Genomic DNA, 14,916 nt, shown 5'->3' on the forward strand with positions numbered 1-14,916 from the left:
TCGGCAAGGTGATGAAGCAGGGCGGAGACTGGCGGCAGGACCCCGGCTGGGATTGCTGCCTGCGAAACCAGGAGGCCTCCCGAACTACGTGTTTTCTTTCCCTGACAGCAACCTTTCTTTCCCAATACTGACTCTGCCATGCGTTCCTTGCAAGAAATCACCGCCCAGTATCCCAAGGCGACGGATCACGGACTGAGCGAAGCGGAGGTAGCAGATAGCCGAGCGCGTTTTGGTTCCAATCGCCTGACGCCCTTGCCGCGCGTGCCCGCCTGGCAGAAGTTTCTGGAGAAATTCGACGAGCCGATTATCAAGATTTTGCTGGCTGCCTCACTGCTCAAGATCGTGGTGGACCTGTTCGAGGCCAGTATGTCCGCGGGGCTGGGCATGTTGGCGCTGGTGGTGGCCACGGGAGTCGCTGGCTGGCTCTGGCAACGTCTGGCGGCGTGGCTGCCCTCCTTGTTTTTCGCCCTGGCCTGTGTCGGGGTGGCCGTCAGCATCGCCCAGGGACATCCCTCCTACGAAGGGCTGGCCGTCATGGTCGCGGTGGTGCTAGCCACCGGCGTGTCCTTCCTGAGCGAGTACCGCAGCGACCGGGAGTTCGAGAAACTCAACGCTGCCCGCGAGTCGGTCATGGTCAAAGTCGTGCGCGGCGGCACGGTGCACGCCTTGCCCTTGGAAGAAGTCGTCGTCGGCGACCTGATTCTCCTGGAAATGGGGGATGAAATCCCTGCCGATGGGCGGGTCATCCGCGCCAATGAGTTATACGTGGATCAGTCGCTGTTGACCGGGGAGAGCGAACCGGTACGCAAGCAGCCGGGACCGGCCGAACCGGCCCATGACGATCCCCACGACCCCGCCAACGTATTCCGCGGCACCCAGGTGATCGACGGCGTCGGCTACATGATCGTCACCAACGTCGGCGATGATACCCTGTTGGGCCAGATCGCCCGCAAACTTGCCGGCGAGGAGGAGGAAGACCGCGAGACCCTCTCCAGAGAGGAGACGCCCGAAGCCCGTGTCCAGCGGAAATTGACCATCTCCAAGCAATCCACCCCGTTGCAGGAAAAGTTGGCCGTCTTGGCCCAGCTCATCAGCCGCGTCGGCTACGCCGCTGCCATTGCCATCTTCCTCGCCTTGCTGATCCGGGGAGCGTTCTTCGCCGAGCCGCGGGAGATTTTCCTGCCGGAAACGTCGGCCCAGGCTTTGACCGTCATCCGCCATTTGCTCTCCTACTTCGTGTACATGGTGATCATCATTGTAGTGGCCGTGCCGGAAGGGCTGCCAATGAGCGTGACGGTCTCGCTGGCGGTTGCCTGGCGGAAAATGAGCCGAGCCAATTCGCTGGTGCGGCAACTGGTGGCGTGCGAGACCATCGGGTCGGCCACAGTCATCTGTTCGGACAAGACAGGCACGCTGACGCAGAATCGGATGCAGGTGGCGCGCTACGGCATCGGGGAGCAGGTGTGGGAGCGTCGCAGCAGCCGGGCATCCGAGGAGGGGTCGTCTTCTTCCGAAGCCGCCGCGCCCTCCGAAGCGGCCCGCCGTTGGCTGCTCCTCAATGCCGCCGTCAACTCCACCGCCAATCTTGAAGAGCGCGACGGCCGCCCTGCCGTCATCGGCAACAGCACCGAAGGGGCCTTGCTCCTGTGGCTGCGCGACGGCGCCGACGCCGGTGCCGGACCCATCGACTACCGCCAGTGGCGCGAACAGTACCCGCTGATCTACCAGTTGCATTTCTCTTCCGAGCGCAAGCGGATGACCACCGTCACGCAGGTGGATGGCCAGGCCGTGGTGCTGGTCAAAGGGGCGCCGGAGATGCTCCTGGAGCACAGCACCCACTACCAAAAGGCGGACGGGAGCGTCCACCCGCTGACAGCGGAAGTGCGCGAGGCCATCCGGGAACAACTGGCCGCCGCCGCTCGCGAAGCCATGCGGACTCTGGCCTTCGCCCATGCTCCCTTGCCCCCCCATCTGCCGGCGGACGAAGACGTCCTCCACGCCCACCACGACGAGCTTGAACAGGGCCTCATCTTCGACGGCTGGGTGGCCATCCGCGATCCCCTGCGGGAAGACGTGCAGGAAGCGATCCAGCGCTGCCGCTCGGCGGGAATCGAAGTGAAAATGATCACAGGCGATACTCTGGAGACGGCCAAGGCCATCGGGCGGGAAGTCGGCTTGCTCGATAGCCCCGATGCTTTGGCTCTGACCCACGATGAATTCGCCCGGCTCAGCGATGAGGAAGCCCTCCGCATCCTGCCTCGCCTGCGGGTGCTCGCCCGCGCCCTGCCAGGAGACAAATACCGCCTCGTCCGGCTGCTTCAGCAGCAAAACCATGTCGTCGCCATGACCGGGGATGGCACCAATGACGCCCCCGCTCTGAAAAAGGCCGATGTGGGACTGGCGATGGGTTTGTCCGGCACGGAAGTCGCCAAGGAAGCCAGCAAGATCGTCCTGCTCGATGATGCGTTCGGCACCATCGTCCGCGGCGTGCTCTGGGGCCGGGCCTTGTACGAAAACATCCAGCGCTTCGTCCAGTTCCAACTGACCATCAACGTCTCCGCCCTGGCCATCGCCTTTTTGGGGCCATTCCTGGGCCTGCGCCCTCCCTTCACCGTCCTGCAACTGCTCTGGATCAACGTCATCATGGACACCTTCGCAGCGATCGCTCTGTGCAGCGAACCGCCGCGCTGGCGCCTCATGGAAAAGCCCCCGAAGCGCCGCGATGAAAACATCGTCACCCGCGAAATGCTCGTGACCATTCTGGGCACCGCTGCCTTCTTCGTCGTAGTCATGATCGCGTTGCTTTTAGGCATGAAGCATTACGGCTGGTTCGCCGCGGGCAGCGGCCCCAACTACGAACCCTGGGAATTCGCCCCCCTCAATGTCCGCCAGGTGACCATCTTCTTCACCGTGTACGTCTTCTTCCAGGTCTGGAATCAGATCAACTGCCGCTCGCTCGATCCGGCGGAAAGCGGCCTGCACCGCCTCTGGGAAAATCCCCAATTTTTGCTCATTGCCTCGCTGACCGTCATCGGACAAGTGCTGATTGTGACCTTCGGTGATGGGATTTTCCACGTCGAGCCGCTGCGGTGGACTGACTGGCTGCTGATTGCGGCCGGAACCTCCAGCGTGCTGCTGTTCCGCGAGATCGCTCGCCATTTCCGCCTGTGGTTCCGATCTCCCGCAGCGGCCCTGCCCGTCCGGCCTCCTTTACCCCAGCGCTTGTCCTGAAAACTAGTCCCTCAGGAGCGAACCACATGGCTGATGCCTCACCTTCACCCGTAGCAGCATCTCGCACTCCAGAGGAAGGGAATGATCCCCTGGCGGCGGAGCGCCAGCGCCTCGCCCGCATCGCCCGCCAGCTCAAAATCGGCTGCTACCATCGCCATGTCTTCCTCTGCGTCGGCGGGAATTGCTGCTCCACAGAAGTGGGAACCGCGGCCTGGGAATGCCTCAAAGGAGAATTGAAGCGCCGCAATCTATCCCTGGCCGAAGGGCCGCAGGCGTGCTACCGCACCAAGGTCGATTGCCTCCGCGTCTGCACCGGCGGACCGATCCTCGTCGTCTATCCCGAGGGAACCTGGTACATGGGCATGACGGCGGAACGCATTCCCCGTTTCGTCCAGGAGCATCTCGTGGAAGGCCGGCCCATTGCTGAGTGGATCTTCGCTTCCAATCCCTTACCGTTGCTGCAAGAAGCGCCCGCCGCCTCGGAGGAATGAAGAACGGACCGGCCCGGCAGATGTGCCCCGTCTTGAAGGAATGAGGAATCCCGTTTCTGCCCTTCCCATTCCCCCATAGGACTCAGATCAGAAGGATGGAGGCGCTCGACTGCGAGCGCTGGCAAAGACTCTTCTCAAACGCTTGCCGTTCTTCGGAAGCGCTCCACCGATTGGCTTATCGATGCCGCCGGTTGGTCAGGCATAGGCTTGGGCGTAGCGGTGGGTGGGCACGGGGCGGCCGGGGCGCAGGCTTTGCATCTGGACCAGTTCCACCGCGATGTTCCGCTGTTGCCCCTCAGCGGCGAGGACCTGTCGGAGTTGCTCGGCCAGCCACTCCGGCTCGACGGCGACCCGGGCATTGATGATCACTTCCGCCTGCTGAACTATCGCCCGGCTGGCCAAACTCAACTGACTGCCTCCTGCGCTGGTGATCGCGTTGGCCACCGCGTAGCTCCCCCCTTCTTCCCACCCGATCCCCTTGAGATGGGCAATTTCCGCCCCCTGCTGCTGGCATCGCTCCGTCAGGTTTTGCACTACCTCCAGGACAATCTCATCCAAGGCGAAGCCGGTGCTGGATTGCCACCGCGTGGCCGCATTGAGCCAGCCCAGCTCGGCTTCTCCCGCCGCGTAGATGTCGTAATCAATGTCCAGAATCCGGCGGCCAAATCCCCCTTCCTGTTCGAGCCATTCCACCAGGGCGTCAAACCCCTCGCCAGTGCGGGCGGAGAGGCACAACAGCGGCGTCTGGGGATAATGCTGCCGCACCAACTGCACCAATTCCTCCCGCTCTGCGGCAGTCAGTTCATCGATCCGATTGAGGGCGATGACGTCGGCTTCTTCAAGCTGTTTGCGGAAAATGTAAGCGGCCTTGGGGCTGAATCCCCCTGGCTTTGTCCCTTCCTGACTGGGACCGCGCAAGATGCGCTGGCCGTGACTCGGCTTGAACAGCACCACATACGGCGCCACCTGGACCTGCTGGCCATAGAGATGCCGCAGCGGCTGAATCACAGTCGCCACCAGATCGGTGCAACTGCCCACGGGTTCCGCCAAAATCACCTCCGGGCGCTCCGCGGCTTGCAAGGCACCGACCCGCTGCATCAGCTCGTCAAAGCGGCAGCAGAAGCAGGCGCCGGCGACTTCCTCCACTGCCCACCCCTGCTGGCGCAACGTGACCGTGTCCACCAGGCCAGCAGCTTGATCGTTGGTCACGATCCCCACTCGTTTCCCCTGGGCCTGATAGTGCCGGGCCAGGCGGCCCAAGGTGGTCGTCTTCCCCGCCCCTAGAAAGCCGCCCACCATCACGAAACGGAGCGCCATGGTTTTTTCTCTCCTTATCCCGCCACTTGGCGGCTATGTTATCTTACACGCACTGGCGGATCCTCTTTACACCCGCTGATCGATCCCAACTGGCCGCACTGCTACGGAGAACCTCCATGCTGCACGCTTGGCTTCGATGGCGCCTGTCCCTGGGAAGTGGGATATTTCTGGCTCTCCTCGGAGGGGGAGGGCTGCTGTCTTCGGTCCTTGTAGGCGCGGCGGGAGGCACAGCCACTTCTTCGGCGTCTGAGGGAAAAGCCTCACCGGCGGTCCCCCCCGCCACCCGGCAGTTTCGCCTCAACGGCCACACCTTCACGTTGCCCGACGGCTTTGTGATCGAAGTGGCCGCTGCCAGCGATCTGGCGCCCCGCCCCATCACAGCGGCCTTCGATGACCAGGGGCGGCTGTATGTGGCCGACTCCAGCGGTTCCAATGAAAATGTACAAATTCAGCTCCAGAAGAAACCTCATCGTATCCTTCGTCTGGAAGATACAAATGGAGACGGCGTTTTCGATAAAGCCAATGTCTTTGTGAAAAACATCATGTTCCCTGAAGGGACAATGTGGTACAAAGGTTCCCTCTATGTTGCTGCTCCGCCTCAAATCCTCAAGTTCACGGATACCGACGGGGATGGTCAGGCCGACCGGGAGGAAGTCTGGTTCGACGGCAAGACACTCACCGGCTGTGCCAACGACTTGCACGGCCCCTATCTCGGCCCCGATGGCTACATCTATTGGTGCAAAGGGGCTTTCGCCCGGCAGGAATACACCCTGCCCTCCGGACGGAAGTTTGTCACCCGTGCCGCCCACATCTTCCGAGCCACTCCCGATGGCAAGCAGATCGAACCGGTCATCACCGGCGGTATGGATAACCCCGTGGATGTTGTCTTTATGCCTAATGGAGAAATGATCTTCAGTACAACGTTTTTCCAACATCCAGCCTATGGAAAACGAGATGGATTGATCCATGCCATCTATGGCGGTATCTACGGCAAAGATCACGATCCGATCTATGAGCATCCTTGGACGTCGCCCCAGTTGATGCCAGTGTTGACTCATATGGGGCCGGCTGCCCCCTGCGGCCTGCACCGCTACACCAGTGATCAGTTCGGACCGGAATACCGCCACAATCTCTTCTGCTGTCAGTTCAATCTCCGCAAGGTCAGCCGCCACGTTCTGACGCCTCATGGCTCGACGTACACCTGCCAGGATTTTGACTTCCTCGTCTCCGATAACATAGACTTTCATCCCACGGATGTGCTGGAAGACCGCGATGGTTCGCTGCTGGTGGTGGACACCGGCGGCTGGTACAAAATCTGCTGCCCGACCTCGCAATCCATGAAGCCGGATGTGACCGGGGCCATCTACCGCATCAAACGTGTCGGGGCGCATCAGCAGCGCCAGGCTCCCCTTCCCGAACCGCTGCCCCGCCTCAAGCGGATCGCCCTGGAACGAGATGCGAGCGGCCTGAAGGAAGCCCTTGCTGCCTTGCGTGATGCGGACCTCATGAAGCGGCGCTGGGCCGCGGAAGCGTTGGGGCGCATCGGCGATCCCCAGGCCGTGCCGGCCTTGCTGGAGGCACTAGCCGATCCGGCGAACGACCGCCCCCTGGATCATGCCCTCACCTACGCGCTGCTGGAAATCGGAGACGCTTCCGCTACGGCCGCTGGCTTGCGCCATTCTTCCCCCCGCGTCCGCCGTGCCGCCCTCACGGTGCTCTCCTATCTCCCCGCTGCCCGCTCGGACCCCCAGCCGGTCTTGGCCGCCCTCAACGACCCCGATGCCGACTTACGGGCCACTGCCTGGTGGATCGCCGGACGCAATCCTCCGTGGGGCGAGCATCTCGCCGGTTACTTCCGCAACCAATTCCGCCACCTCGAACGCCTGGATGCTGCCCAGCGACAGGAGCTAGTCGATCGGCTCACCCGCTTCGTGACCCATCCGCTGATCCAGCAGGTCGTCGCCGAAGCTGCCGCCCAGGAAAAGACGGCCCCCCTGGCTCTCACGGTGATGGCACACAGCCGGCTCAAGACTCTGCCCGAAAGTTGGCAGAAGGCCCTGATTGCTCTGGCGCCTCAGATCACCCAGCGCTCCCTTTACGAGGCCGCTCTCGCGGTCTTTCGCGCCGTGCCCTTGAACAGTCCGGCAGAAGCCCGCTCGTTCGCCGCTTTCCAGGCGGCCTTGCCCCTCGCCCGCCTCTGGCCGGAGGGAACGCCTCCCGCCGAGGTCCGCCTCCTGATCCTGGCTTCCCGGCCCCCCAGCCACACCCTCTCGGAAAGTGACCTGGCACTGACACTCGAATACCTGCATCGCCAAGCCGACACCTCCCCGCGTGCCCTGGCTGCTGCCGCCCTGGCCCGCGGCCCCCTTTCCGCGGATCAACTCCGCCGCCTCGCCCGCACCCTCCCCCATGTGCACCCCCTGGAAATTCCCAAAGTCCTCGATGTGTTCAGCAAAACTCCCTCGCCGGAAGTCGTGCGGACCCTCCTGGAAACCCTGGAGCAACCGGAATGCCGCAGCCTCGTCCGCCGCGAAATGCTCCAGCCCATCCTAGACAAGGTTCCCGCCTTGCGAGCGGAAGCCGAACGATTCTACGCCCTGCTCGAACAGGATCGCGCCGCGGAAAAAGCCCGTCTGGATCAGTTGCTGGCAGAATTGCAGAAACTCCCCGCTGATGTCCGCCGCGGCCAACGCGTCTTTCACTCGGCGAAAGCCAATTGTGCCGCCTGCCACAAAGTCGGCTACGTCGGCGGGATTGTCGGACCGGACCTCACCCGCATCGGCAGCATCCGTGGCGAACGCGACCTGCTGGAAGCCATCGTCTTTCCTAGCGCCAGCTTCGTACGCAGTTACGAACCGGTCCGCGTCATCACTGCCGATGAACGGGTCCTCAACGGCATCATCACGCGGGACAATCCCGAAGAAATTGTCCTCGTCCTCGATGCGGACAAACAGGAGCGCGTGGCCCGGCGCGACATCGCGTCCATCACGCCCAGCACTGTTTCTATCATGCCGGCGGGATTGGATCAGCAGCTCACGCGCCAGGAACTAGCCGACCTGCTCGCCTTCCTCAAAGCCTGCCGTTGAGTTTGTCCCTGAACTCAGGAAAGAAAACAGGTCAATGAAAGCTGTGTATTGGAAACCATACTTTGGAATGTTGAGACCGATAACTAAATGTCATAGGGAGGATCACTGTTCGCATAAGCTTGTTTCTCGAACCAATTGTCATAATACGGATGCTGGCCGCGCCACCAGGCCCAGAGGCTGCATAACCCATAAGCCGGCAAGAAAAACGGACCCCAGCGGCAATACTGACGGATATGGACGTGTTCGTGCGAGCGGCAGTAATCCAGAGCGGCGGTCGATCGACCCACAATGACGTGGCCCAGTGTCATCGCCTCGGCACCGCAAATCCGTTCCAGAAACCACCGAGCCAGTCCGCCGTAAATCTCCAGAGCACCCTGCCGCCAGCGCACCCCGCCGCCCCCCAACCACGACGGCAATAGGAACAAGCAACCCAGCACGCTATTGGGCAAGGCCCAGACAAATCCCAGGCAGCGACCCGCCACGTGGAACCACCGCATCGGACAGCATCCATCTCTCAGATATGTTAAATACAACCCGAAATTAATACCGATATATCCAATTACAAAAACCCACGATTGCGTTTATTTTTGCTCTCGAATCATCCAGTTTCTCTCAATCATTCCTTCTGTATTATCAATCTGTGCTGGCCTGCCAAGATAATTGTCAATGATCATGTTCTCTTTCCCACCTTGAGCTTGAATACTGATCGAATTAGCGTGGGGACGATCATCCCGGATGAGGCAATCGCTGATGCGCGAGCGCGTCACTCCCCGTAATAACAAGCCAATACCATCACAATCCACAATGGATAACCCTTGGACCTGGCAGCGATGGCATTGTTCCAAGGTCACCGCGGCCGTACAAGCCCGCGTCGCTGAGATAACAAATCCTTTCAATATACATTCGGAACATCGGCGCAATACTATGGCATTTGCAGTGTCCTCACGTTCTTCACGCCAATAGCGGGGATTGCGATCAAAATTATTCTCACCGACGATGATATAGGAACTATCTTCTATTAATAGATTATGTTCATAAGCCGTCCAGAAGGTGTTGCCGGTGATGACGGCCCCACGGACATGATCCAAATGGACGTTAACCATGACGTCGCTGAGAACGTTGCCGGTTATGGTGATGTGCCCCTCGCGGCGTTCATCTGTCTTAGGAACCACTCGTTCGCTGAGACCCCGGATGCGAATGTTAGCCGAACCGCGGGCTTCATGATTGTGCTGGATGGTGCAGCCGCTGATCGCCACCTCGGCGTTGGCACCGCCTTCGATCAGAACATTCGCCGTGGGCGGGCTATTCTTCCCCTGATTGCTCTCGAGGTCGCAACCGCTGATTTGCAAATTGCGAATCTCTCCGCCGCGACAGACGATGCCCCCTTCATCACAGTAGCTGATATGCGAGGCTGATATATTGATTTGATGCAAATTGACATGGTCGAGAAAAATACCAATTCCTTTGTTGTGATATATGTGGGAACTTGCAATGATCACATTGCGATTGCGCTGGAGCAAGTGAATGCCATGGCGGCACTGGCGGATCAGCACATGGGAGATGATCATCTGCATGGTGCCCGTAACGGCGAGGCCGTCGGCTTGCGGGTGCGTGCCGGTGATCTCCAGTCCTTCGACGCGTGGCATGCGTTCTTGTTTCCAGACAACCTCCTGCACCGTGTGGGGAGCAGCGGTTCCCTGGTGAGTGCCGACAAAGCGCAGAGCTGGTCCTGCACCCGTCATGAGGAGGCGCGCCACTCCGCCGCCATCGAGACACACATAGCCGGTTTTGCTCAAATCGACCGTCACGGTCCGGCTCAGGCGGTAGGTGCCCCGCGGCAGAATGATGTGTCCCACGCCGCTGTCCACCGCCTTCTGCAAGGCTTCCGTGTCATCCTGGATGCCGTCGCCTTTGGCGCCGAAACGGCGGACGTCGCCCGCCGCCAGCTCCACCTTCCCCTCGCCCGCCGTGTCACTGCGGGGCGCACGAGACGCAGCGAAAGCCAGGCAAGTGGCCAAAACCATCATACATACTGATGTCCATACATAAAATCGACTCTTTTTCATACTAAGATTTACCTCCTATACCAATGGCATATTTGGCGGTATTGCTGAGCTACTGATGCCAATCGCCCTCGAAGAAACCGCGGTAAGCCCGGCCGAACCATGCCGGCGACGAGGGTTGCCCTTCCTGGCCCAAATGATCGACAGCGGTGACCCAGAAACGGGTGACACGCTGCCGCCCGACGCGATAGCGGTAGCGGGTTTCCCGGATCGGTTGATCGGTGAGGCGAATGATTTCCCATGTACCCCGAAGCATGTAGATATGATATCCAATCACATTTTTTTCCAAGGGTGGTTCCCATTGGATTTCCGCAAAGTCTTCCACTTCCCGGCAGAGGACATGGCGGGGTTCGCTGGGAATGGTCAGGACGTAGGGCGAAGGGCCGCTTTCGCGCCCCAGGCGATTGACCGCGCGAAGAACATAGGCATAAACGGTCCAGGGGTAGTCGCTGTCTGGGGATTTCTGACGGAGTGTGACAGTGTCATGCCAGTGGGTTTGGCGGACCGGTTCGCGGGTGAGGCGCTGCCACTGCACGATGTCCTGGACTTCGACGAACTGCGGTTGGTCGTATTCGGGGTCATTGTCGCGCCAGGCGGCAGGCTGGCCCTTGCGGACCGTGCGCGGAATGACCCGTCCCCGGTAGACATGCCAGCCGACGATATCTGCCTGGTCAGCCGCAGGCCATTGCAGTGACACGCCCTTGTCTGTAGCGGAAGCGGTCAGGCGGCGCGGTGCAGGAGGGTCGCTGCGGGCACGCCGGCTCGGAGGGCTTTCCCGTCCCTGGGCATCCACGGCGGTGATGCGATACCAAGTCGTGGCGGTAGCAGAAGGTGCGCGATCGCGCCAGGTGCAGGAGTCGGTCTGGCCGGCCAAAGTGAATTGCGTTTGCCACGGCTTGTCAGCCACGGCCCGGTAGATGCGATAGCGCTCCGCCCCGCCCACGGCGGACCAGGCAAGCTGCACGCCCCCCTCTTCATCCGTCAAGGCACGTAAAGATTGCGGTGCAGATAATTGTTTTTCCTGCTTCTGTTCTGCATAACGATACGTCCAGATTTCCGGACGATTGGTCTTGTCGGATGAGGTTTCCAGAATGAATAGATTCCGTTCTTCATCATAATCCAGGTTTCGTGAGCGACTTTTGCTGGGAGACGGTTCCTGAACTGGATTCATTTTCCGCCATTGTCGTTGTTTTAAGTCTAATACCCATGTTTCATGTCCATCTTGGGCCTTCCAGACGACGAGGAGCAAGACCTGATGGCGGGAGTCGTAGGCCATGCGGGGAATGGTGCAGTAATCGCGGGTGACTTTATGGGCCGGGGGATGGGGTTCCAACTTCAGGGCTTCCCAGTTTTCGGTTTGAAAATCGTAGAGCCAGGTGCGTTCATCGACCAGATACTGGCTGCCAAAGAGCACAAGGCGGTTCTGGCTGCGATCGTAGGCGAGGGCGGCGCCATCGCGGGCAGGCGGCGACTGTTTCGCCGGCAGGATGTACAATTGATTCGAGTAAACATCATAAGCAAATAATCGCTGATGTGCACCAGAGCTACTTTGCCCGCCAAAGCTGATGACCAATTCATGTTCTGGGTCATAAGTTCCACTACTATTCAAGCCTCCGATAGGTGCTGATTGCCGTCCTTTCATACCATAAGGTTCTGGTCTCATATTGATGAACTCGTTGGTTTGCGGATCATAGATCCATACATGGGACTCTTTGAGTTTGACACCGCGGCTCCATTGGTAGCCGTGGCCCAGGCTGCCGCCGGGAAAGCGGACGAAAACACCCTGGACGCGGTCGAAGACATTCGCGCCATCGACACAGCAGGCGCCGGGGGGCGAAGTAGGCGGAAAACGTTGTTCCCACCGACCACTTTCCAGGTCGAAGAGGAAAGTCTGGAACCCCTGGGGGATGCCATCATGGCCGCCGTGATGAATCCAGCGCCGGCGGAGCGGATCGTAGCCGCCGCTGCCTTCGTAGGGAAAATCGGGGACAGGCTGGCCGGGCCGCGGACTCTGCAAAACCCAGCAATTGACCGGATGCGCTTCCCGACGAGGCGCCCCCGGCGGATCGGCTTCTGGAGCCGGGAAAGACAGGAGGGACGGCGGCAGCGCCCCCATCAGCACCGCCGCTGACATAGCTCGGACAGTCATCAGGATGCATCGCGGGAACATGGCAGCGTCTCCGGCGAAGGGAAGGCTCATTCTGGGCGGGATTACATCGGCAACGGGTCAAGGCTGGCATCATTGTACCTGCGTGGCGGGGATTTTCCTAACATAATTCTGAGCGGAAATGCGGGAGATCGAGGTCCTGGCGGCGACGCCCCGGCAGGCACTGCGGCCACGGGACCAGGTACGCAGGGCCCAGTAATCGATCCACAGGGAGAAGCTGATGGCGGAGCGGGTGACTGATCAGGTCCTGGAGTTGCCGGTACCGGCGGCGGGCCAGTTGGTGGAAATGGATGTCCGCACGGACGAGATGCTCCTGAATATGGGACCGCAGCATCCGAGCACCCACGGGGTGTTGCGGCTGGTCCTGCGGACTGATGGGGAGGTGGTCGAGGAGGTGACCCCCCATCTGGGTTATTTGCATCGCTGTGCGGAAAAGATCGGCGAGAATGTCACGCCCATCCAGTTCATCCCGTACACAGATCGTATGGATTACCTGGCCGGGATGAATATGAATCTGGGTTACTCACTCGCCATTGAGAAATTGGCGGGAATCGTTGTTCCCGAAAAAGCCAACATCATACGTGTCATTGTTTGCGAATTGAATCGTATTGCTTCCCATCTTGTGGGCATGGGAGCATATGGTCTGGATTTGGGTTCCTTTTCTCCATTTTTGTATGCATTTCGCGAGCGGGAGCATATTCTGGATTTGTTTGAAGACGTCTGTGGAGCACGTTTGACATATAGCTACATCACTATCGGCGGAGTCCATGATGATCTGCCCGCGGGATGGACGCAGCGGGTGCGGCACTTTCTCGACTATTTCCGGCCCCGGATTGAAGAGTACCATGCCCTCTTGACCCACAATCACATGTTTGTGAGGCGGACCGCCGGCATTGGTGTGTTGAGTAAAGATCAGGCGTTGTCGTATGCCTGTAGCGGTCCTGTATTGCGCGCCTCTTTGAATCGGCAGCAAGGGGACCCGGCATGGGATTTGCGTAAAATTGAACCCTATTGCGGCTACGAAAATTATTCTTTCGATATCCCCATTCCGCCTTTTGAGGATGCTCCGCCATCAACTGTAATTGGAGACTGTTGGCATCGGTTTTATGTACGGATGCGGGAGGTGGTCGAGAGCGTGCGGATTGTGGAACAGGCGGTAGAGCGTTACGACGCTCTGCATGCCGAGGAGGAACGGCTGCGTCAGGAGTATGAGCAGCGGCGGGGAACGCTCTCCGCTGAGGAAGCGAAAGCCCAGGAGGCCCAGTGGCAGGAGTTGCTGCGGAAGAAGTATGCCCACCGGGTCGAGCCGCCGCGCCATCTGCCTGCCGGGGAGTGCTATGTGGAGACCGAGTGCCCCCGCGGCCAAATGGGCTTTTACGTGGTCGGACGGCCTAGCAAGGAAAATGTCCCCCTGCGGGTACGTGCCCGTTCCAGTAGCTTTTGCAACCTCAGCGTAGTCCCTGAACTTTGCCGCGGCTGTCTGATGGCAGACATTCCGGCGATCGTCGGCAGTATCGACATTGTTATGGGTGAAATCGACCGCTGACCGCTGGCTGTTTCCCGCCTTAGCCGGGCGCGTCATTTCCAAAGCCGAGCGGCTATCAGCTCATGGCAGAAAGCCGGGGGAAGTCCAACGCCGCTCTCTCAGAAAAAACGCAACGGAGCCAATGAAAGGCCCGCCGAGGGGAGTCCCGGCGGGCGCCGTTATTGCTGGACCAGCAGATCAACACGAACCGATGCGGCTTCAGTCGCTACTGCGGACGGCCATGAAGATGCGGAGGATGTAGTAGAAGAGCATGGCGGCGGAGCCGAACAGGGCCATGCTGGCAGCGACATGCTCATGCGTACCGTAATGGTGGATGATGTTCGAGGTGTCGTAGATGATGTAGCCCGCGAAGAGGGCGACCATGGCCGCGCAGAAGACCAGGCCAAGCGAGAAACCAAACAGGACCGCGGCGAGGATCAAACCCAGGGCAGCAAAGGAACAGACCCAGAGGATCGGCCCCAGGAAGGAGAAGTCCCGTCCGGAAGCGAAGACCGCCACGGTCAGGGCGCCGAACACCGCCAGGGTGACGATTCCGGCCTGGAGCGGAAGCTGCGGGGAGCCGCCGTACTTCGGCTGGCTGGCCAGGGTCAGGATCGGAGTAAACAACAGCGTGTACAGGAGGACGTACAGGGCGAGACCAGCATATTGCACGCCGACGTTGGAGCGGGCATAGGCCATGCTGTGAGCGACCCAGGTGCCGGCAATGAACACGACCATCAGGCCCAGCCAGGCGAGTTTGCTTGTGAACAGTTGCAGCATGACCTGTTCGGCGATGCCGCTGACTTGCAGGAACACGGACAGACCGACAAAGGCTGCCCCTGCACCCGCCACGTGGGCATAGGTACGGCGGATGAAAGCGACCCGCTCGCTCACCGGAGCTTCCGCCGCCACCGACTCGACATGATAGCCGTCTACCAGATAGTTACTCATGGCTTTCCTCCTCTGTACCGGACGGAACCCATCACCGCAGCATCGTCTTTATTCCGCAAAGACATGCCCGGATGCTTTGCTAGTA

The 14,916-nt window shown here is 60.2% G+C and carries 9 protein-coding genes; 4 read left to right on the plus strand and 5 right to left on the minus strand.

Features of this window, described 5'->3' with window-relative positions:
• Positions 1-138: 138 nt before the first annotated feature.
• Together H0921_RS08230 and H0921_RS08235 are read left to right on the plus strand one after the other, a co-directional pair.
• The gene (locus H0921_RS08230) at positions 139-3,231 is read left to right on the plus strand and encodes a calcium-translocating P-type ATPase, PMCA-type (RefSeq protein ID WP_194537569.1); all 3,093 of its coding nucleotides are present in this window, start codon (positions 139-141) and stop codon (positions 3,229-3,231) included.
• Between the two features lie 26 nt (positions 3,232-3,257).
• On the plus strand, positions 3,258-3,722 hold the full coding sequence (locus tag H0921_RS08235; protein ID WP_228499231.1) for a (2Fe-2S) ferredoxin domain-containing protein: 465 nt from the start codon (positions 3,258-3,260) through the stop codon (positions 3,720-3,722).
• Positions 3,723-3,917: 195 nt separating this feature from the next.
• Here the strand turns inward: H0921_RS08235 and H0921_RS08240 are convergent, their stop codons facing one another.
• The gene (locus H0921_RS08240) at positions 3,918-5,039 is read right to left on the minus strand and encodes a GTP-binding protein (RefSeq protein ID WP_194537570.1); all 1,122 of its coding nucleotides are present in this window, start codon (positions 5,037-5,039) and stop codon (positions 3,918-3,920) included.
• Between the two features lie 116 nt (positions 5,040-5,155).
• Here H0921_RS08240 and H0921_RS08245 point away from each other — a divergent pair, with 116 nt between their 5' ends.
• Positions 5,156-8,125, plus strand: coding sequence for a PVC-type heme-binding CxxCH protein (locus H0921_RS08245; protein ID WP_194537571.1), 2,970 nt, complete (start codon positions 5,156-5,158; stop codon positions 8,123-8,125).
• Between the two features lie 83 nt (positions 8,126-8,208).
• On the opposite strand, the gene H0921_RS08250 is transcribed toward H0921_RS08245, so the two are convergent.
• From H0921_RS08250 to H0921_RS08260, 3 genes are all read right to left on the minus strand, one after another.
• On the minus strand, positions 8,209-8,622 hold the full coding sequence (locus tag H0921_RS08250; RefSeq protein ID WP_194537572.1) for a hypothetical protein: 414 nt from the start codon (positions 8,620-8,622) through the stop codon (positions 8,209-8,211).
• Positions 8,623-8,706: 84 nt separating this feature from the next.
• Positions 8,707-10,191: a right-handed parallel beta-helix repeat-containing protein gene (locus H0921_RS08255; RefSeq protein WP_194537573.1), complete on the minus strand. Its 1,485-nt coding sequence runs from the start codon at positions 10,189-10,191 to the stop codon at positions 8,707-8,709.
• A 49-nt stretch (positions 10,192-10,240) separates the two neighbouring features.
• Entirely contained in the window at positions 10,241-12,358 is a 2,118-nt protein-coding gene (locus H0921_RS08260; RefSeq protein WP_194537574.1) for a fibronectin type III domain-containing protein, read from the minus strand.
• Between the two features lie 217 nt (positions 12,359-12,575).
• On the opposite strand from H0921_RS08260, the gene H0921_RS08265 reads away from it, so the two are divergent.
• Entirely contained in the window at positions 12,576-13,901 is a 1,326-nt protein-coding gene (locus H0921_RS08265; RefSeq protein WP_194537575.1) for an NADH-quinone oxidoreductase subunit D, read from the plus strand.
• A gap of 198 nt (positions 13,902-14,099) precedes the next feature.
• Here H0921_RS08265 and H0921_RS08270 read toward each other — a convergent pair whose 3' ends face one another.
• Positions 14,100-14,831, minus strand: a complete 732-nt coding sequence (locus tag H0921_RS08270) for a Bax inhibitor-1/YccA family protein (protein ID WP_194537576.1) — start codon at positions 14,829-14,831, stop codon at positions 14,100-14,102.
• Positions 14,832-14,916: the final 85 nt, after the last annotated feature.

Source organism: Thermogemmata fonticola (genome assembly GCF_013694095.1).
In the GTDB taxonomy this organism is placed as follows: Bacteria; Planctomycetota; Planctomycetia; order Gemmatales; family Gemmataceae; genus Thermogemmata; species Thermogemmata fonticola.

Coding starts and splice junctions, on each gene's coding strand:
- H0921_RS08255 (WP_194537573.1), bottom strand. CDS start 10,191: ATGAAAAAGAGTCGATTTTATGTATGGACATCAGTATGTATGATGGTT.
- H0921_RS08230 (WP_194537569.1), top strand. CDS start 139: ATGCGTTCCTTGCAAGAAATCACCGCCCAGTATCCCAAGGCGACGGAT.
- H0921_RS08265 (WP_194537575.1), top strand. CDS start 12,576: ATGGCGGAGCGGGTGACTGATCAGGTCCTGGAGTTGCCGGTACCGGCG.
- H0921_RS08240 (WP_194537570.1), bottom strand. CDS start 5,039: ATGGCGCTCCGTTTCGTGATGGTGGGCGGCTTTCTAGGGGCGGGGAAG.
- H0921_RS08260 (WP_194537574.1), bottom strand. CDS start 12,358: ATGTTCCCGCGATGCATCCTGATGACTGTCCGAGCTATGTCAGCGGCG.
- H0921_RS08245 (WP_194537571.1), top strand. CDS start 5,156: ATGCTGCACGCTTGGCTTCGATGGCGCCTGTCCCTGGGAAGTGGGATA.
- H0921_RS08270 (WP_194537576.1), bottom strand. CDS start 14,831: ATGAGTAACTATCTGGTAGACGGCTATCATGTCGAGTCGGTGGCGGCG.
- H0921_RS08235 (WP_228499231.1), top strand. CDS start 3,258: ATGGCTGATGCCTCACCTTCACCCGTAGCAGCATCTCGCACTCCAGAG.
- H0921_RS08250 (WP_194537572.1), bottom strand. CDS start 8,622: ATGCGGTGGTTCCACGTGGCGGGTCGCTGCCTGGGATTTGTCTGGGCC.